At 55.6% G+C, this 18603-nt stretch carries 16 protein-coding genes; 4 read left to right on the top strand and 12 right to left on the bottom strand.

Annotated elements, in window-relative coordinates:
* Nucleotides 1-6: 6 nt before the first annotated feature.
* Both AABB29_RS06065 and AABB29_RS06060 read right to left on the bottom strand, forming a co-directional pair.
* A complete protein-coding gene (locus tag AABB29_RS06065) occupies nucleotides 7-390 on the bottom strand; it encodes a response regulator (protein ID WP_341367788.1) in 384 nt (127 codons plus the stop codon).
* Entirely contained in the window at nucleotides 387-3728 is a 3342-nt protein-coding gene (locus AABB29_RS06060) for a chemotaxis protein CheB (RefSeq protein ID WP_341367789.1), read from the bottom strand. The genes AABB29_RS06065 and AABB29_RS06060 overlap by 4 nt, the downstream gene beginning before the upstream one ends.
* A 129-nt stretch (nucleotides 3729-3857) precedes the next feature.
* Here AABB29_RS06060 and AABB29_RS06055 point away from each other — a divergent pair, with 129 nt between their 5' ends.
* Nucleotides 3858-4415 carry a hypothetical protein gene (locus tag AABB29_RS06055; protein WP_341367790.1) on the top strand — a complete coding sequence of 186 codons (558 nt, stop codon included), beginning with the start codon at nucleotides 3858-3860 and terminating at the stop codon, nucleotides 4413-4415.
* A 41-nt stretch (nucleotides 4416-4456) separates the two neighbouring features.
* Here the strand turns inward: AABB29_RS06055 and AABB29_RS06050 are convergent, their stop codons facing one another.
* Together AABB29_RS06050 and AABB29_RS06045 are read right to left on the bottom strand one after the other, a co-directional pair.
* Entirely contained in the window at nucleotides 4457-5161 is a 705-nt protein-coding gene (locus AABB29_RS06050; protein WP_341367791.1) for a GntR family transcriptional regulator, read from the bottom strand.
* Nucleotides 5162-5239: 78 nt separating this feature from the next.
* On the bottom strand, nucleotides 5240-6415 hold the full coding sequence (locus AABB29_RS06045; RefSeq protein ID WP_341367792.1) for an L-rhamnonate dehydratase: 1176 nt from the start codon (nucleotides 6413-6415) through the stop codon (nucleotides 5240-5242).
* Between the two features lie 159 nt (nucleotides 6416-6574).
* Here AABB29_RS06045 and AABB29_RS06040 point away from each other — a divergent pair, with 159 nt between their 5' ends.
* Nucleotides 6575-7513: a 2-hydroxyacid dehydrogenase gene (locus tag AABB29_RS06040; RefSeq protein ID WP_341367793.1), complete on the top strand. Its 939-nt coding sequence runs from the start codon at nucleotides 6575-6577 to the stop codon at nucleotides 7511-7513.
* 37 nt (nucleotides 7514-7550) lie between these two features.
* Nucleotides 7551-8288 (top strand): SDR family oxidoreductase, encoded by a 738-nt coding sequence (locus AABB29_RS06035; protein WP_341367794.1) that lies wholly within the window; start codon nucleotides 7551-7553, stop codon nucleotides 8286-8288.
* On the opposite strand, the gene AABB29_RS06030 is transcribed toward AABB29_RS06035, so the two are convergent.
* From AABB29_RS06030 to AABB29_RS06000, 7 genes are all read right to left on the bottom strand, one after another.
* Nucleotides 8285-9172, bottom strand: coding sequence for a DMT family transporter (locus AABB29_RS06030; protein WP_341367795.1), 888 nt, complete (start codon nucleotides 9170-9172; stop codon nucleotides 8285-8287). The two genes, AABB29_RS06035 and AABB29_RS06030, sit on opposite strands and share 4 nt — an antisense overlap.
* A gap of 7 nt (nucleotides 9173-9179) precedes the next feature.
* Nucleotides 9180-10058 carry an NAD(P)-dependent oxidoreductase gene (locus AABB29_RS06025; protein ID WP_341367796.1) on the bottom strand — a complete coding sequence of 293 codons (879 nt, stop codon included), beginning with the start codon at nucleotides 10056-10058 and terminating at the stop codon, nucleotides 9180-9182.
* Nucleotides 10059-10161: 103 nt separating this feature from the next.
* Complete coding sequence (locus AABB29_RS06020; RefSeq protein WP_341367797.1) at nucleotides 10162-11652, bottom strand: altronate dehydratase family protein; 1491 nt, start codon at nucleotides 11650-11652, stop codon at nucleotides 10162-10164.
* A gap of 25 nt (nucleotides 11653-11677) precedes the next feature.
* Nucleotides 11678-13306 (bottom strand): TRAP transporter large permease subunit, encoded by a 1629-nt coding sequence (locus AABB29_RS06015; protein ID WP_341367798.1) that lies wholly within the window; start codon nucleotides 13304-13306, stop codon nucleotides 11678-11680.
* On the bottom strand, nucleotides 13306-14154 hold the full coding sequence (locus AABB29_RS06010; protein ID WP_341367799.1) for a TRAP transporter small permease: 849 nt from the start codon (nucleotides 14152-14154) through the stop codon (nucleotides 13306-13308). Before AABB29_RS06010 ends, AABB29_RS06015 begins: the two co-directional genes overlap by 1 nt.
* A gap of 97 nt (nucleotides 14155-14251) precedes the next feature.
* Nucleotides 14252-15265, bottom strand: coding sequence for a TRAP transporter substrate-binding protein (locus AABB29_RS06005; RefSeq protein WP_341367800.1), 1014 nt, complete (start codon nucleotides 15263-15265; stop codon nucleotides 14252-14254).
* Nucleotides 15266-15545: 280 nt separating this feature from the next.
* Nucleotides 15546-16577 (bottom strand): L-idonate 5-dehydrogenase, encoded by a 1032-nt coding sequence (locus AABB29_RS06000; protein ID WP_341367801.1) that lies wholly within the window; start codon nucleotides 16575-16577, stop codon nucleotides 15546-15548.
* A 141-nt stretch (nucleotides 16578-16718) separates the two neighbouring features.
* On the opposite strand from AABB29_RS06000, the gene AABB29_RS05995 reads away from it, so the two are divergent.
* Entirely contained in the window at nucleotides 16719-17474 is a 756-nt protein-coding gene (locus tag AABB29_RS05995) for an SDR family oxidoreductase (protein ID WP_341367802.1), read from the top strand.
* 22 nt (nucleotides 17475-17496) lie between these two features.
* Here the strand turns inward: AABB29_RS05995 and AABB29_RS05990 are convergent, their stop codons facing one another.
* Nucleotides 17497-18360, bottom strand: coding sequence for an SDR family oxidoreductase (locus AABB29_RS05990; RefSeq protein WP_341367803.1), 864 nt, complete (start codon nucleotides 18358-18360; stop codon nucleotides 17497-17499).
* Nucleotides 18361-18603 lie beyond the last annotated feature (243 nt).

Raw genomic sequence — 18603 nt, 5'->3', positions numbered from 1 at the left:
CACGACCTAGCCTATGATCGCAGCTAATGTCTCGCGGGTGACGGGTTTCTTGATAAAACCTGCAACGCCTTCGCGATCGTGGGCGCGGGCCTCATCATTGGGATCAAACGTGCCCGAAACCAAAAACAACTTACCGGCGGGCTGACCCTCGGGCAGTAAGCTCAAATACGTATCCGCAAATTCAAACCCGTTCATGCGCAGCATGTTGATATCAACAAAAAGCAGATCATAAGCGGCCGTCGGGTTCGTTTTCAAATGGTCCAAAGCATCTTCGGCGTAAGCAAATTCAGTAATTTGCGGATTGTCGAACAGTGATGACAGCAAATGACTAAGGAAGAAACGATCTTCCAGGAAATCATCTACGATCATGATATCGGTCGGGGCCTTCATGCGGACTGAAGCGTCACAATAAAGGCTGCACCACCATCGATTCCATCGGTGATCTTAATACTGCCGCCGATATGTTGCAGGATCTGCATGATCAAGGTCAGACCCATCCCATCGCCTGGGAAACGTTCTTTGGTATTGAGGCGGGCAAAGGGCTCAAACACTTTCTCGCGGAACTCCTGCGGTATGCCGATCCCATTGTCTGCGACGCGAAAGGCCACCATGTCGTCCGGGGCATCGACTTTCTGAATGTCGATCAAGCAGTCCTTTTCGAGGTCGCGGAATTTCAGCGCATTGCTAATCAGGTTCTGGAAAACATGCATGATCATGCGTTCGGCGCCCATGGCATCGGGAAGATCACCAAGGGTGATCTTGGCCCCAGTATCCTTGACCTGCGCATCCAGATCTTGCAGGGCGTTTTTGGCAATTTCGGTCAGGCTGAGGGGGCGCAGTTCCAACTCGCTTTCCTGCAAGCGGGCGAAATCCAGGATACTCTCAACCCGGGTACGCATACGGCCAGCCGATGACCCAAGGAACCCGACGACAGTATTCAACTCATCGCTGACGTCCTCTGGCAGGGATTCTTTCAAAACAGAAAGGCTGCTGTCGATTGTGTTGATCGGCTGGATCAGATCATGCGCGGCAGCCAACGCAAAGCGGCGAATTTCTTCGGACCGGCGACGCACCTCTAACTCGCGCAGCTTGATACTTTCGCTGACCTCTTCGGCAAGACGGCGGACTTCTGTGTTGTCCTGCAAGGTCACAACAACACCGCTGCGTTCGCCATGAACATTGCGATAGGGCCTGATCCGGCAAAAGGCATATTTTTCGTCATAGGTCATCAACTCACGCGAGCTTTCAGAGCCATGTTCCTGGGATTGGCGGATATCGCGCAGGAATTTCTGGATTGAATCATGCTCAAACTGGATGGCAAAATTCTCAAGGGGGCGACCGATATCGGTCTGCTCCAGCGCGATATAGGGGCGCAGGCCCGTGCTGAACTGGCGAATGGTCAGATCTTCGCCAAGCACCAAAACGCCCAGCTCGGCCGTTTCCAGAAGGTTGTTGATATCCGCAGTCGCCGCTTCAAGATCGGCGATCTTATCAGCATTCTCAGCATTCAGCGTATGCAGCTCTTCGTTGATACTTTGGGTTTCTTCGTTATTGGCCTGCAATTCCTCGTTTGAGGCGATCAGCTCTTCATTGGTTGTTTGCAGTTCCTCATTCGAGGCACCCAGATCCTCGGCTGTCGCGCTGAGCATATCCTGCAAAGACTGCACTTCATTTTCCAAATGCTGGATATAGGCCTGTGTGGGCATATCCGTTGTGCTTTCGGTCTGCGGGGCAGGGCCCAGCGAAATCGCCGTTTCATCGCGGCGGCGGAATGTGATCGCAAAGGCGACGGCCTTTGCCTCCCACGAAATTTTCCGGCTTGAGATATCAAGAACCTCGATCTGGTCATCATGGATCAGACGGACACCCTTTTTGTCGGCAAATCCTTCCATCTCCGAGCGGCGCAGAACCAGCGCAACGGAACTGCGCAGGCGTTCATCGACCAAATCCAGCAGGTTGGCTGAAAAGCCGCTTGTCGGAATGTCCAAAAGACCCGTGTGATTGCCAAAAGTCCGGGTGATCTTGCCATTCTCGTCAGCAATGCAAATGCAGGTGCGTTCGTCATCCATGGTAAATTGCAACAGCGTCGCAACGTCATCACCGGGGATATGGCTTCGGCCCGACAGACTGTGGGAACGGGGTAAAAAGCGGGTAGCGGCGAAATCCGACGGTCGTGTGCCGCGCCGGCCGGTAAAATCAACCTGCCTCGTGTTGCGGTAGATACGGCTTTTATGCATCAGCGCGTCAAACATCGCGCCATGCGGCCCGGTTGTTTCGGCGGCGCCCAACTGCAAAATCCCACCTTTGCGCAGCGAGAATGAGAAATGGGTCATGATCTTCGCCTGCACCTCTGGGCTGAGATAAATCAGCAGGTTGCGACAGACGATCAAATCAGTGCGGGTAAAGGGTGGGTCTTCGATAGCATTATGTACCGAAAAGACGACGCGGTTCCGGATCATCGGAGCAACCGAAAATGTTCCGCTCTGAAATGTCAAAAAGCCCCGATTGAGATATTCAGCGGGAATTTCCTCGCGGACACTGTCAGGATAGACGCCTTGTTTGGCGGTTTGAATGGCGCGTTCATTCACATCTGTTGCAAAGATACGGTACTCGCGACTGACGTCGTTCTCGGAACGGTACTCTTCCATCAGCATAGCAATCGTGTAGGCCTCTTCGCCGGTCGAACAGCCAACGGACCAAATGCGTAACGGCTCATCTTCATGGCCATGCGCAAACAGTTCAGGCAGGATAGTTTGCTGCAGATTTCGCCAAACTGGCAAATCACGAAAGAAATTGGTCACGCCAACCAGGAATTCGCGGTAAAGCACATTGGCTTCAGCGGCGTCGCGCTTGAGATAGTCCAGATATTCCTCAAGATCGGTAAAGCCCTTTAGGGCCATGCGCCTTGCAACACGGCGCTTCAGCGTCGGTTCTTTGTAAAGGCTAAAATCGATTTCGGCGGTTTCGCTGACGCGTTCAAGCAGTTTGGTGAAACTATCCCCGGCCTTTGCAAAAAGACGGTCGACATTGTCGATGCCGCGCACGCGCATTTCGATATAGCGGTTGATCTCACCAACCATCAGGTCAGGGGCTAGGACAATATCAACAATGCCGGTGGCAATGGCTGATCGGGGCATCCCGTCAAACGCGGCCATGTCGGGATCTTGGACCAGGACAAAGCCTTCATGATCCTTGATCGCGCGCATCCCGCGGCTGCCATCAGACCCGCTGCCTGATAGAATGACGGCGATAGCGCGGTCTTGTACGGCCTCGGCCAGCGAATGGAAGAACACGTCAATCGGCAGGTTCAGCCCGGGGCGGGGTGTTGGTTCGGCTAGCGAAAAACGCAGGCCTGAATGCACCTTGCCATTTGTGCCCGCTGCGACTTGCGAACCGCTATCGCCCTTGGTGCCTTGGATCAAAATGTTGGAGCGAGGCGGGATCAGATAGATTTGGCCGGCCTCTACAGCCATGTTGTCGGTGACTTCTTGCACCGGCAATGTCGTCTCGCGACCCAGAATTTCGGACATAAGCGATTTATAATCGGGCGAAATATGCTGCACGATCACCAGACTGTGGGGAAAGCCGGGTTGGATCTGGCTCAGCAATTGCTTGATGGCGTCCAGCCCACCTGCTGAGGCACCCACACCAATCAGATAAAAGCTCTCATCGACCTTCCCCATCTGCCGGGGATTAGCTTCGGTGTCCGTCTTGGCGGGCTGATCCATGAATTTACCTGTCGTGAATGCGCTTTAAAGTTGGCCAATGCTACCTTCCTATGGTTGCATTGGGAAGCGCTGGCTGCAAACATGGGTTAGAAAAGCGTCCAAGCCAGCGCAAATGGGAAACGCAATCCGTTGACAGACCTGTCGCCATCCATCGAAATGCAATCGCGTGCGCCAGTCGGCAATCGGGCTGTGCTGAAAATGTCCACACGTGCGGCCCATGAAGGGGCTGAAAGCCGATGGTTTTCGGATGGACGCTTTGCAAGCCGGGACAGCTATGATCATTGGCTCAAGGCGCTGCTCAAGACGCATCAGACTTTTGGCGCAAGGGCGGTGACATCCACGCAATTGGGCCACTACCAGAAGATTGAGAACGCGCGCCAGACGGCACTTTGCGCAGATCTTGGATGCGATGATCAGGCGACCAAGCGGGGCGATCCCCCGTCAGATGGCTGGGCTTGGGGGGTACTTTACGTGCTGAACGGGTCGGCGCTTGGGGCCAGTATGTTATTGAAATCAAATTCAATACAGGATGGCTGGCCAACATCCTATCTACGCGTGATGCAAGGGTTTGCATCCTCCGGGCAGCTCAAATCATTCTTTGGACAACTTGATCAAGCAGATGCTGCTACCAGCGACATGGCAGCGGGGGCCAAGGCAGTTTTTGACTATCTGGCGGCTTGTAAATGAAGGTCCCATAAACGGCCCCGCGCAAGGCAGCCTCACCCATGTTACGACGCAGGGGTGTCATCGGCCAACACGGCAGCAATATTGATCTCGGCCGTTTGGAGATGGGTACGTAACGCCTTGCGGGCGGCAACAGCGTCCCGGGTCTCTAAGGCGGCAACAATATCCAGATGCTGCTGTTTGGTCGTCTCGATCCCGACGCTGCGTTGGGATGACAGGTAACGTACACGCCACAGCCGGGCGTTGTATGTGGTATGGGTTTCGATCAAAGCCGCATTGCGCGAGGCGGCAACGATCGCGGCATGAAAGGCCATATCCTTTCGGAATGCCTCCAGTGCATTTCCAGCATCTCTGGCCTTGACGATAGCGGCGTTCAGGGCGGCGATATTTTTGATCTCATGCTCCGTGGCCAACTGACAACAAAGCTCTCCGCCCAAACCTTCCAACGCACCTTGAACACGAAGCCAGTCAAGAATTTGGACCAGCGACGGATCTGCCACGCGCGGACGCCGGGTCGGGCCGTAATCAATCAACCCTTCCCCTTCCAGAATGCGCAAGGCCTCTTTTAGGGGTGTGCGGCTAATGCCAAAAGCATCCGCCAAATCACGTTCGCGAACCGGAACCCCCGGGGCGAGCTTGCCCAGCAAGATGAATTCGCGCAGCGTATCGGCCGCTTCCATCGCAAGGGAACGGCGCGGCTTGAGATCGGCAAAATCCTTCAGCTCGTCTGTCCAGTTGCTTTTGGTCAATTTCTTATCCGATCAGGAAGGTTGTTGGGTTTGTATTAGCGTGTCTTGCCCTGTCATCAAGATGGACCAAAGGTGATGTCACCCGGCAATATCGAAATGCGCAAGATACTTGTCTGTGATTGAGATACCCAAACCGGGCGCGTCATCATCCAACTGCAATCGGCCATCACTGGCAGCCGGATCGCCCTCAAAAATGTAGTAAAACAGCTCATTGCCCACCTCGACATCAAAGACCGGGAAATATTCGGCCATCGGACAATTCGTGTTGGCCATGGTCAGGTGATAATTATGCATCTGCCCAGCATGGGGGATGACGGGGATCTGACTTGCCTCTGCAATCGCGTTGATCTTCTGCGCTGCGGTGATCCCGCCAACGCGATTGGTATCATATTGCAAAACACTGACTGCACGGTTGTTGATCAGGTCTTTGCAGCCCATGATCGAGAATTCATGCTCACCACCAGAGATTGGCACGATATTCATGGCATTCAGCTCGGCATATCCGGCAATGTCGTCAGCGATCACCGGCTCTTCAAGCCAACGCAGCTCAAACGGGGCCAATTTGGGCAGGATGCGTTTGGTGTAATCCAGGTTCCAACCCATATAGGCATCGGCCATGAGATCGGTGTCATCACCAATGACCTCCCGGACACCGGCGACACGTTTGAGGTTCTCGCGCATCCCGGCCATGCCATCTTTGGGGCCCCAGCCAAAACGCATTTTAAAGGCGGTATGGCCGGCGTTCATGGCAGCCTCGGCCTCGGCCTGCATTTCGTCGATAGGGCCGGAATAAAGCTTGGAATAGTAAACCGGGATCGTTTCTTTTGTGCGGCCACCCAGCAATTTGAAGACGGGCTTGTTCACCAGTTTGCCCATCAGATCCCAGATAGCTATATCAATGGCACTGATGGCGGTCATGCCAATACCTTTGCGGCCCCAGGCATGGGTGCGACGATACATTTTTTCCCACAGATAGGCATAATCAAACGGGTCTTCGCCGATGATCAACGGCGCCAACCATTCATCGATGGCCTGTTTGATGACGGTCGGTGCCAGCGCGGCATTGCCGATGCCGATTGTGCCGTCGTCTGTCTCGATCTCACAGGTAAGCCATTGGTGAAACCGAAATGAGGCCATCGCATCGCCCTTCATCCACAAAGCATCTGACGCATTTGTGCAGAAATTCCCTTGCGGGGGGACGACAGGTCCGGTCCAATGCCATACGCGGGTGCGGATTGATTTGATCTTTGGCACGCATTCCTCCCAAACCCGCCGCATTGAACTGCGATCAAGATGCAAGAAACGCTACCAGAGGGACCGCATTTTTGGAATACCAAATTTTGAAGTTCCTATTGGCGCGGCCACTGGCTAGGGTCGCGCTGAATGAAACCATGATGCTGACATGAGGGAAAAATGACCCAAACGCTTGCCATCGGGAACTACACGCCTGATGAAACGCAAAAGCTTGAAAGCGAATTTGCACCACTTTTTCTGGACGACCCGACCCAGATCGGGACATTGGACGCGGCCTTGCGCGACCAGATCAAGGCGGTGGCCTATAAGGGTCATCACCCCTTTGGACCAGATGCGATGGCGCAACTGCCCGCGCTTGGGATCATTGCAAATTACGGTGTCGGCTACGATGCGATTGATGTGGCGGTGGCGACGCATAATGGGATCAAGATCACGAATACGCCCGATGTACTCAATGATGATGTGGCTGATCTGGCGGTCGGCATGATCCTGATGCATGGACGGCAGATGGCGCAGGCAAGCAGCTGGATGCGGTCGGGGCATTGGGCGGGGAAAGGGGCCTTCGCGCTGAACCGCAAAGTCAGCGGCAGCACCGCCGGTATCCTTGGATTGGGGCGGATCGGGCGTGAAATCGCGGTGCGACTGGAGGCGTTCAAGATGGATATCCACTACTGGTCGCGCAGTGAAAAAGATACGCTAGGCTACATCTACCACGATGACCCGGTCGCTTTGGCAGGTGCGGTTGACTACCTTGTGGTGGCACTGGTCGGGGGGGCGGAAACCCAAAGGATGGTCTCGGCCGACGTGCTGTCTGCGCTTGGCGAAAACGGTGTGCTGGTCAATATCTCGCGGGGCAGTACTGTTGACGAAGCCGCGCTTTTTACGGCGTTAGAGACCGGCACGATCAACGGGGCGGCGCTGGATGTCTTTGACAACGAACCGCAGATAGACCCGCGGTTTTACGCATTGGACAATGTCGTGCTGCAACCACATCAAGGCTCAGGAACGGTCGAAACACGGGCGGCGATGGCGGCTTTGCAACGGGACAATATCAGCGCATTCCTAAATGGGGCACCGCTGGTTACCCCGGTTAACTAGGTGCAAAACGCGCAGGCCAACCAAGCAGGAGAAGGCAATGAAAAAGACGATTATCATCACCGGCGCGGGCCGTGGGATCGGCAAAAAGACGGCAGAGGCTTTTCTGAACGCAGGGTGGAAAGTCGGGCTTGTAGGGCGGAAAGTTGAACCGCTCGAAGAAATGGCGGCGACATATGTAAACGCGCGGGCGATGCCTTGTGACGTGACGGATGAAAAGCAGATCGACACGGTTTTTGCAGCGGCAGTGCAGGATTGGGGGCGGCTTGATGTGCTTTTTAACAACGCCGGGGTGACACTGGATACGGCAACAGTTGATGACATTGATGTTGCTGCCTGGCGGAACCTGATCGATATCAACGTGACCGGGTCGTTCATCTGTGCGCGAACGGCGTTTGGGCTGATGCGCGCGCAAGATCCGCAAGGGGGACGGATCATCAATAACGGCTCAATCTCGGCACATATGCCGCGATATGGATCGGCGGCCTATACGGCGTCTAAACACGCGATCACGGGGCTGACCCGGTCACTTTCACTCGATGGGCGAGCCTATAATATCGCATGTGGGCAGATCGATATTGGCAACGCGCTCACGGATATGGCGGTGAAGATGACACAAGGGGTGCCGCAGGCAGATGGGGCCATCGCGGTGGAACCCGTGATGGACGCCGATCATGTCGCGTCATCAGTGCTGCATATGGCCGAATTGCCGCTTGAGGCGAATGTGCAATTCATGACCGTCATGGCCAGCGCGATGCCCTATATCGGCCGGGGCTAGAGAGCGGCCAATTTGCGCTCGCGCAACCAGATGTAAAGGCCTGATCCAATGATGATCAGGCCGCCCAGCAAGGTATAGACCGTGGGCCACGTATCAAATGCAACGATCCCAGCGACAGCGGCAAATAGGATCTGGCAATACACGACAGGTGACAGCAACGCAGCCTCGGCATAGCGGTGGGCCATCGTTGCCAGCATATGGCTGATAAGCCCAAACATCCCGATGCCCAAGAAAACGGACCACCCCAGCGCGGTTTCGGGCCAAACCCACTGGGCGGTTGCAAAGGGCAGCAACAAAGCGGTCGGAATGCCCGATGACCAGATTTGCATCGTCGCATTACTGGCTTGCCCGGCCAACAAGCGCGTCATTATGAAATAGATCGCAGCAGAGCTGACGGCTCCCAGCGAATATAGCATGGCAGGATGCCATTGGGCGCCCCATGGCTGGGTGACAACAATCACGCCACAAAAGCCCACGCAAACGGCACTAAAGCGGCGTAGACCCACGCGCTCACCCAATATCGGGATGGCCAGAACAGTGATGATGATGGGCATCGAAAACATAATTGTCGTGGTGACGGTGATAGGTAATTGGCTCAACGCAAAGAAATTCAAAACAGTTGAACCAAGCAGCGCCAATGATCGCGCTATTTGAACAAAAGGGCGTGCGGTGGAAAAGACTGATCGGCCCTCACTGGGCCAAAAGAACAGCACTGCATAAACAAAATGCCCGGCATAACGGGCAAAGGCTGCCTGTATCGGGGCCATGCCCCCTAGGATCAACCATTTCGCCGATGTATCGACGCAAATGAATAAGGCGACAGCAATGATCATCAGGATCACCCCCGCCGCCGTTTTTTCCTCGCGTGGCAGAATAGCAGCCACGGTCAGATCAGGCGTCTTTGACCTGCGCGCTGACCCAATCGATAAGCTGGGGCACCAGCTCGTCGCCTGTCCCACTTTCGGTGGCGGCGGCAAACATCGCAGCCGAAGGGGCGGACATCCGATTTTCCAGCCCCAGATCACTGGCCATCTGCCGGAAATAACCAAGGTCTTTGCTGGCATTGGCAACAGAGAATTCCATCGTCTTTTTGCCATCGACCATATAAGCGCTGACCATATCCAGCATGGTCGAATGGATCGGGCCAGAGCCGACAACGTCGTAAACCGACTTGCGGGAAAGACCGGCAGCATCAGCCGCGACATAGGCCTCGGCTACGGTGGCCACAAAGGTCATGCCGATATAGTTATTCAGCAGCTTGATGGTGTTGCCCGCGCCCAAAGGACCAAGGTGAAAAACATTCTCGCCCAACTGCTCAAGCAAGGGTTTTGCTTTGGCAAAGCTTTCATCGGTCCCGCCAACCATGATATTCAAAAGGCCATCAACAGCCTGGGCTGGGGTGCGGCCCAAAGGGCAATCCATGTAATGGGCGCCTTTTTCTGCCAGGGCGGCACCGATTTTCTTTGTGGATGCAGGCAATGAAGTGCCGAAATCCAAAACAACTTGGCCCGCTGATACGGCAGATAAGATACCGCCATCACCCAAAACAAGGGTCTCCACCTGGTCCGAATTGCTGACGCAGATCATGACGGTTTCAACATTTTGGGTCAGCGCAGTCAGGGATGTTGCTTCTTCGGCACCGCGTGCAAGCGCCTGTTCGACACCGGTGCGATCCCGGTTACCCATAACAACAAGGTCGTGACCTGCTTTTTGCAAACATTCGACCATGGCGCGGCCCATAAGACCCAGGCCGATAAATCCGATTTTCATTCTGAAATTTCCCTTTCTGTTTCGCCGCAATCTGCCCGGCGCATTGGGCCGCATACGCGAATGCGCGCATGATGTGCAATGCGAATGATCAGATGCTGCAACATCACATGACCGCCCCGATTTGCCAGGGCACAAACTCAAAATCGCCCAATCCTTGTGCCTCGGATTTGGACATCGCGCCAGATGCCATGTCCAGCCACATCTCAAAGATCTGATGACCAACCTCTTCAACGCTTTGACCGTCTGACAGGATCGTACCGGCATTGATATCCATGTCAGCGGCCAGACGGTTATACATCTGTGTATTGGTGGCCACTTTCATCGATGGGCTGGGCTTGGCACCAAAGGCGGACCCGCGACCGGTGGTAAAACAGACCAGATTGCAGCCGCTGGCGATTTGACCGGTGACCGAAACGGCGTCAAAGCCGGGGCTGTCCATAAAGGTAAAGCCCTTTGCCGTGACGGGCTCGGCGTATTTGTAAACACCGGTCAACGGGGTCGTGCCACCTTTGGCCGCAGCACCCAATGACTTTTCCAGGATCGTCGTCAGACCGCCCTTCTTGTTGCCATGTGATGGGTTGTTGTCCATGCTGCCATGATTGCGGGCGACATAGTCCTCCCACCAATCAATCAAACCTAACAGTTTTTCGCCGGTCTGCCGGTTGATGGCGCGCGCGGTCAAAAGATGCTCGGCACCATAGATTTCCGGGGTCTCGGCCAGCACGCCGGTGCCACCCTGGGCGACCAATAGATCACAAGCATAGCCAACAGCAGGGTTCGCAGTGACACCCGACCAAGCATCCGAGCCGCCACATTGCAATGCGACCATCAGCTCCGCGGCAGAGGCCTCTTCGCGGTGGAAGGCGTTCACATGAGGCAACATCTCTTTGACCTTGCGAATGCCCAGCGCAATGGTTTTCTCAAGCCCGCCAACATCCTGGATATTCATCGATTGAAACAGGGGTCCAGGTTCAAGGCCATAGGCTTCGATCAGCCAATCAATCTGGTTTACTTCGCAACCAAGGCCAGCCATCAGCACGCCGCCGACATTAGGGTTGCGGGCATAGCCCCACATAACGCGCTGCAAAGCCTCAAACCCATCACCAGCACTGGCCATGCCGCAACCGGTTCCGTGGACAAAGGCCACAACGCCATCAACATTTGGGTAGGCGGCCAGCAGCGCGGGTGTGAAATGGGCCGCAATCATGCGGGCGGCTGTGGCCGAGCAGTTCACGCTGGTCAGAATGGCCAGATAATTCCGGGTGCCGACACGGCCGGTGGGGCGCTTGTACCCCCGAAAGCTGCGGGTGGCGCTGGGCGCGGGGGGCGGCTTTAGGTTGGTGGCAAATTCATAGGCCACATCGACGGCACGGAAGGCCAGGTTATGGGAATGCACATGCGCGCCCTCGGGGATATCCTGCGCAGCATAGCCAATGATCTGCGCATATTTCCGCACTGGGGTGCCCTTTGGGATCGACTGGGTGGCCATCTTGTGACCGCGCGGGACCAATTGGATCGCGCCCGCCTCGCCTTTCTCAAGCGGTTGGATAGCCGTGACGACATTATCCGCAGCTGCAAGCCGGACGGTCTTCATGCGGGCCTATCCTTGGCGCGGCGGATCATAGCAGGATAGTCACGATATTCGGCCAGATCAGCAATACCGACAGGGCAAGCAGCTGGACACCAATGAAGGGCAGAAAGCCGCGGAAAATATCGGTTAGCGAAATATGGGCGGGGGCGACTGATTTCAGATAGAATGCCGCCGGACCAAATGGGGGGGACAGGAAACTGACCTGCATATTCATGCAGAACAGGACACCAAACCAAATCGCGACATGGCGGGGATCAAGCTGACCGATGAACCCGATATCCTCAATCGGGAGGTTCTGAACGATGGGCAGAAAGACCGGGATAATCAGCAGAACAATCCCAACCCAATCCATAAAAGCACCCATGAAAAGCAGGATGAGCATCATGATCAAGATGACGACCATGGCATGCATCTCTGCGCCAACAATCGTCTGGGCGATATAGGCTGGACCGCCCGCCAACGTATAAGCGCCGGCCAAGGCAGCGGCGCCGACGGTGACCCAAATGATGGTGCCGGTTGACCGCAAGGTACGCATCAGGCTGGTCCAGACCAGTTCAACCGATGCCGTGCCGCGGAAAACGGCAATGACAAAGACCGCCAGTGCGCCCAGGCCAGCCGCTTCGGTGATACCCGTGACGCCGCCATAGATTGAGCCAAGAACAATGCCGATAACCGAAAATGGCGGGACCAGCCCCTTGCCGTGGCGCCAGCCCTCTTTGGTGCGATGTTTGCCGATCAGAACAAACATGACGATCAGACAGCCAGCCAGAATGCCGATAAGCATCGGTAAATCCTCGGGCATACCCAAACTTGGGGGCTCAAACCTGTTGCCGCCGGGCACATTCCGGCCGGTCAGGCTCAGAAACCCCAAACGCAGCAGCAGGATGCCCGTGATCCCTGCCACAAGGGTGGCGATGAAGCCGACGAACATCATGATCTTTTGACCATTGGGCGGATCATCATCAGCGGGTTCGGGCAGCGGGGCCTGCGATGGGTCAAGCTGGGTGCGGATGATGATATAAATGATGATGAAACTGGCCAGCATAAAGCCGGGCAGGAACGCGCCTGTAAAAAGGGCCTTGATCGATGTCTCAGTGATCAGACCATAGATGATCAGCACAATAGAAGGGGGGATCATCGTACCAAGCGAGCCTGACGCGCAAATCGTTCCGATCGCAAGGTTCTGATTATAGCCAAGGCGCAGCATCTGCGGCAGGGCAATCAGGCCAAGCAGAACAACTTCGCCGCCAATGATACCGGACATTGCGGCCATCAAAACAGCCATCAGCGAGGTGACAATGGCAACACCGCCGCGCACGCGGCTTAGCCAGAAATCCAGACTGTCATACATCTGTTTTGCAATGCCCGAGCGCTCCAGCAAGGCGGCCATGAAAATAAATAAAGGCACGGAAATCAGCACATAGGCGGTGATTAGGTCAAAGACCTTCTGGGTTAGAATGTATAGCGGCCCCGTGCCGGGTCTGCTGGTTAACATACCCTCGCCAAAGTTCATGGGGTTGGTCAAAAGCGTGGGCTCGAATTTCATGATCATGACAACGGCAGCCATGACCGCCGAAGCGATGCCCAGCGGCATACCAATCGCCAAAAGGACAATCAGACCCAAGACAAGAACAATCGAAATAGTTGCGGGATCCATCAGCTGTCTCCTACGCTTTTCTTGAGGGCTTCAAGCTCTTCCGCGTCAACGACATCCTTGTCGGCCAATGCGGATGGATCGCGATTCCAGTCGGCAATCAGGTTTATGAAGGCTTGAATGCTGACCAGCGTGATTGAGATCAGGATGATCGGTTGAATAGTGGCAGGTAGCGGCGGGTCAAAGGCGGTGCCAAAGGTCTGCCAATTATAGAACTTGCCGACAAAAACCTGATGGTAACTGCCATAAAGCAGGCAGGCGGTGAAGAACCATAACAGCAAAACGGATAAGACATCGCAGATATGCTGGCCCCAGCGGGGCAATACTTCGTACAGAATGAATATGCGGATATGCGAGCGTTGCTGCATGCCATAGACACCCGACAGCATGAAAATGAACCCCGCAATCCAAAGCGTCAGCTCATTGGCCCATAGGGTGGGGGCCTCGATGGCATAGCGGACAAAGACCTCATATAGCATGACACCGGTCATCAGGATGATCAGGATCATGGTGATACGGCCGATGAACATGGCGATCTGGTCAAACTTGCTGTGTTGCTGAAATTCCATCTGATTGGGAACAACCGTGCAAACGCCGATGACAAAGGTGATGGGCATCAGGATCAGGGCGATCCAGTCGACAACATCAACATTGCCGCCGCCCAGACCGGCAATGCCCGGCGTGATCTGTTTGCGATCAAAATAATCCTGGATCTGGATGGCCTTGCTTTCGTTTTCGTAGCTGACGAAATCCAGCAGAAAGGCGGGCAGGTGCCATACGGTCCAGCCTGCGCAAATGACAAAAAAGACGGGAACGATCCAATCCAACAAATGGCCTGACTGTCTGCTCATGTTCCTCTCCCAACCGGCGATTTGCTGCGGGCCGTCCGTTGAAGAATGGCGGCGGAATGAACCGCCGCCTTCATTGGATCACCAGATCAATGCAACGCTACAGGGCGCCAATGCTTTGCAAGAAGGACAGATGGCTTTCCAGCAATGATTTGGACTCGGGGGTGGTGGCGTATTCATCCCAAGATTCGGCGACCGCATTGCGGTAGGTCTGCATATCGGCATCCGACCAAGTGTGCAGGGTCACGCCTTGATTACGTAAATCATTGGCAGCTTCGGCAGATGCGATTTCCTGAACAGTGGTGTTTTTCAGACCAAGGGCCTGCATGGCCACACGCATGATGGCACGGTGATGCTCTGGCATGCCGTCCCAAACATCCTTGCGGCAGGCAAGGTGATCTGCAGGCATGGAATGGAAGCCGGGATAATTGGCATGGGTGGCGATATCATACAGACCCAGACCAACATTGTTGGGCAGGTTGGATGCATCGGCACCATCAATGATACCTGTTTCCAGGGCGGTGAAGATCTCGTTGAAATCCATCACGATGGGCGAGGCACCCAGCTTTTCAAAGATCATCGTAATCACACCCGGAGGGGCACGAAACTTCCAGCCCTCCAGATCAGAAACACCGCCAAGGGGCGCTGTTGATGAAAGCGATTCAGGCCCCGGAATCCACCAACCGACGAACTCCATGCCTTGGGGATTATAAAGGGCGTTAATAGCGTCATAACCGCCGCCATGCAGCATCCAGGCATACATCTGATAGGGGTTGGAATAGGCGCCGTTCAGATCACCTGCAAACTGGAATGCGGGGTTTTTGCCAACCTGATAGGCACCGCCAGTCATGTCGCAATCAAGAATACCGGTCACAGCGGCATCAAACGTCTCGGTCGCGTTCACAACCGAGCCGGAATAGAACATTTCAATCTGGATTTCGCCATTCGACATGGTCTGCACATCATCGACAAACTCGGCAGCCATCTGGCCAGACAGGGTTTCGGTCGAGAAATGTGTTTGAATACGCAGGTTCGTTTGTTGGGCAGCAGCGGCTGTTGTCAGCGTCAGCGCGGCCAGACCAGCGGTCACGGTCCTTGTGATAGTGTTGAGCATATTGGTTCCTCCCTTATAGCCCTTACAATCGATGTGCCGGGCACCCGAAAACGATATTTTGGGTGATAAAATGCGACGTGGTCTTTTTTGAAATCTGGCGGCTAGATTGTCGCAATTGGATGATCCAATAGCCCCGGCAAAGCGCCAGTTTCGGGGCGAGAGCCCCGCGTTCCTCCCATGATATGCCCGGCCCTTGAATCTTGGACCAAGCGTTATTTGGAATACCAAATGCCGAATTCTTGCACCTGTCAAGCCTTGGCGGAAAAACACACAGGGCTTTTCAGGAAAACGCGATCTGCACTTTGATGGCCTGATGGCGATCAGCAGCCAACTCAAAGGCGGCACTGGCCTGATCAAGCGGCATTTGATGGGTCACCAACGGGGTCACATCCAACCGGCCGGCCTGCATCATCGTGACAGCGGTAAAGAACGCATCATGAAAGCGGAACGATCCACGCAACTCGATTTCCTTGGTCGTGATCGCTTGCATGGGTAATTGCATGTCACCGCCCAAACCCAATTGCATGATCACCGCGCCCGGGCGCATCGCGGGGATGGCATCTGCAAGGGCCACCGCGAGGCCCGAGCATTCAAAAAGGACATCAAACTGGCCCTTATCTGTATCGTAATCGCGCAGGGCATCGGGGCATTCGGCGACGTTCAGAACCTGATCGGCACCGACAGCCTGCGCCTTGCGCAGGGTGAAGGGTGTAACATCTGTCGCGACGATCTTGGCGGCACCAGCCGCGCGGGCGACAAGGACACTCAGCTGACCGATAGGCCCGCAACCGGTGACCAGAACAGTCTTTCCCAAAAGGCTCCCAGCGCGCTTTGCGGCATGCAAAACCACAGCCAGTGGCTCGGCGACGGCGGCCTGTTCGGCAGTCAGACCTTCGGCTTGGGCACATTGGCGGGCATCGGCGACGATGTATTCGCTGAACGCGCCCTGAATATGCGGAAACGGCATCGCAGAGCCATAAAACCGCATCTTCATGCAGTGCTGATGGGCGCCCTCCAAACAGTAAGAACATTCATAACACGGACGCGAGGGTGAAACGGCAACCAGATCGCCTTTGCTCAGACCACTGACATCGGGACCCATCGCCGCGACATGGCCGGACACTTCATGACCCAGGATCATCGGCTCGCGCAGACGAATGCTGCCAAAGCCACCATGGTTATAGTAATGCAGATCCGAACCACAGACGCCGCCACGGGCCATGCGGACCAGCACTTCGCCCGGTCCAGGCGTGGGCGTGGGGCGATGTTCAATCCGAAGATCTTTTGCGGCGTGGATGACAATGGCCTTCATTTCAGGGCTTTCCGGTATCGGGGCAACCCGGGGGCGGCCATGCAAGTTGACAGAGAAAACGATCCTCGAAATGCTAAACAGACCAATTTAACGGATCAAGTATCTTGATCAGCACGCAAAAAAGACAAAGGAAGACAGCCCATGGACCTCAGTTTGTTTGCGCTCTCGGGAAAACGGGCGTTGATCACCGGCTCATCGCAAGGGATCGGTTTTGCGCTGGCGCAAGGGCTTCAGACGGCAGGGGCGCAGGTAGTGCTGAACGGGCGGGACACCGGCAAATTGGCGGCAGCGGCAGACACGCTGGGGGGCGCCGAAACACTGGCTTTTGATGCGACAGATCATGCGGCGGTCAAAGAGGCGATCAACAGATTTGAGGGCGCAACCGGGCCGATCGACATCCTGATCAACAATGCCGGCATGCAACACCGGACCGCGCTCGAGGATTTTCCGGCAGATGCGTTTGAGCGGCTTTTGCAGACCAATATTGCCAGCGTTTTTCATGTCGGGCAGGCCTGTGCACGGCATATGATCGAACGGGGGGCGGGTAAGATCATCAATATCGCCAGCGTGCAAACGGCATTGGCGCGGCCCGGCATTGCACCTTACACTGCTACCAAGGGGGCGGTTGCAAACCTGACCAAGGGTATGGCGACCGATTGGGCGGCCAAGGGATTGCAATGCAACGCCATCGCGCCGGGCTATTTCGATACCCCGCTGAATGCGGCACTTGTGGCGGACGCTGATTTCAGCGCATGGCTGGAAAAACGAACCCCCGCAGGGCGATGGGGGCAGGTCGAAGAACTGGTTGGCGCGGCGATCTTTTTGGCGTCAGATGCGTCAAGTTTCGTCAATGGGCACACGCTTTTCGTGGACGGTGGGATCACGGCCAGCCTATGATTCCGGCAAATATCGGAATGGGCTAAGCACCGCCGATCTCTTGGGCCAGTAGCGCCTTTAATCCGGTTTTATAATCGGGATAAAGCAACTCAACGCCCAGCTCATCCTTGATCCGATCATTCCGCACCTTCTTGCTTTCAGCGTAAAAGCTACGGGCCATCGGGGTCATTTCAGCGGTCTCGAAATCCTCAGCAGCCGGGATCGGCAGACCCAGCAACTCAGCGGCATAGCCGATCACATCCTCAGGTGGGGCGGGATCATCATCGCAAACATTATAGGCCGCGCCGGGGTTGGGGCGCGCAATCGAAGCGGCCAAAACGCGTGCAATATCGGCCACATGGGTCCGGCTAAAGATCTGGCCCGGCTTGATGATACGGCGGGCGGTGCCATTACGGACCTTTGAAAACGGGCCGCGTCCGGGGCCGTAAATGCCCGCAAGCCGGAAAATATGCAAAGGCAAGCCGGGGATATCGGCCCAGGCGGCCTCGGCCGCAACCCGGGCAATCCCGCGCTTGGTGGCAGGGGTCAGCGGGGTGGTCTCGTCCACCCAATTGCCCTGATGATCCCCGTAAACGCCAGTGGTGGACAAATAACCAACCCACTCAAACTGGCTGGCGCGGGTGGCGATCTCATCGCGCAATTCTGCCAAAACAGGATCGGCCTCTGCGCCCGGCGCGGCGGAAATCAGTAGATGCGTCGCTGCATCCAGCGCTGGGACCATATCCGCGCCCGGCCAAATACGCGGCTCAATACCTTCGGCCATAAGGGCTGATGCCTTATCCTCTGACCGCGTGGTGCCAATGATGCGCCAATCCTGCGGCAACAAAAGGCGCGACAGGGCGCGGGCGCTAAAGCCATGGCCAAATGAAAGCAGTGTTTTTTCCATAAGGCTCTTGTTGCCGAGGAACACGCGATGCGCAAGCCACCCAACCGGCGTCTACCCTTCCAAAGCCTCCGGCGGGGATATTTTTAGCCAAAAGAAAATATGGGCCCCTCTTTATCACAAAGGACAAAGAGGGGTTTCTCATGGCGCGGTCATCGGCGTCCCCGCCTGTACCGCCCACCCATCTTCACTCGAGATGGTTAACAGAGCGTTATTTCTTTTGGCCAAAAATATCCCCGCCGGAGG

Origin of the sequence: Yoonia sp. BS5-3 (assembly GCF_038069655.2) — a bacterium.
Taxonomy (GTDB): Bacteria; Pseudomonadota; Alphaproteobacteria; order Rhodobacterales; family Rhodobacteraceae; genus Yoonia; species Yoonia phaeophyticola.
This window is presented reverse-complemented; position numbering and strand designations above follow the sequence as displayed.

Coding starts and splice junctions, on each gene's coding strand:
- AABB29_RS06065 (WP_341367788.1), bottom strand. CDS start 390: ATGAAGGCCCCGACCGATATCATGATCGTAGATGATTTCCTGGAAGAT.
- AABB29_RS06060 (WP_341367789.1), bottom strand. CDS start 3,728: ATGGATCAGCCCGCCAAGACGGACACCGAAGCTAATCCCCGGCAGATG.
- AABB29_RS06040 (WP_341367793.1), top strand. CDS start 6,575: ATGACCCAAACGCTTGCCATCGGGAACTACACGCCTGATGAAACGCAA.
- AABB29_RS06035 (WP_341367794.1), top strand. CDS start 7,551: ATGAAAAAGACGATTATCATCACCGGCGCGGGCCGTGGGATCGGCAAA.
- AABB29_RS06025 (WP_341367796.1), bottom strand. CDS start 10,058: ATGAAAATCGGATTTATCGGCCTGGGTCTTATGGGCCGCGCCATGGTC.
- AABB29_RS06020 (WP_341367797.1), bottom strand. CDS start 11,652: ATGAAGACCGTCCGGCTTGCAGCTGCGGATAATGTCGTCACGGCTATC.
- AABB29_RS06015 (WP_341367798.1), bottom strand. CDS start 13,306: ATGGATCCCGCAACTATTTCGATTGTTCTTGTCTTGGGTCTGATTGTC.
- AABB29_RS06010 (WP_341367799.1), bottom strand. CDS start 14,154: ATGAGCAGACAGTCAGGCCATTTGTTGGATTGGATCGTTCCCGTCTTT.
- AABB29_RS06005 (WP_341367800.1), bottom strand. CDS start 15,265: ATGCTCAACACTATCACAAGGACCGTGACCGCTGGTCTGGCCGCGCTG.
- AABB29_RS06000 (WP_341367801.1), bottom strand. CDS start 16,577: ATGAAGGCCATTGTCATCCACGCCGCAAAAGATCTTCGGATTGAACAT.
- AABB29_RS05995 (WP_341367802.1), top strand. CDS start 16,719: ATGGACCTCAGTTTGTTTGCGCTCTCGGGAAAACGGGCGTTGATCACC.
- AABB29_RS05990 (WP_341367803.1), bottom strand. CDS start 18,360: ATGGAAAAAACACTGCTTTCATTTGGCCATGGCTTTAGCGCCCGCGCC.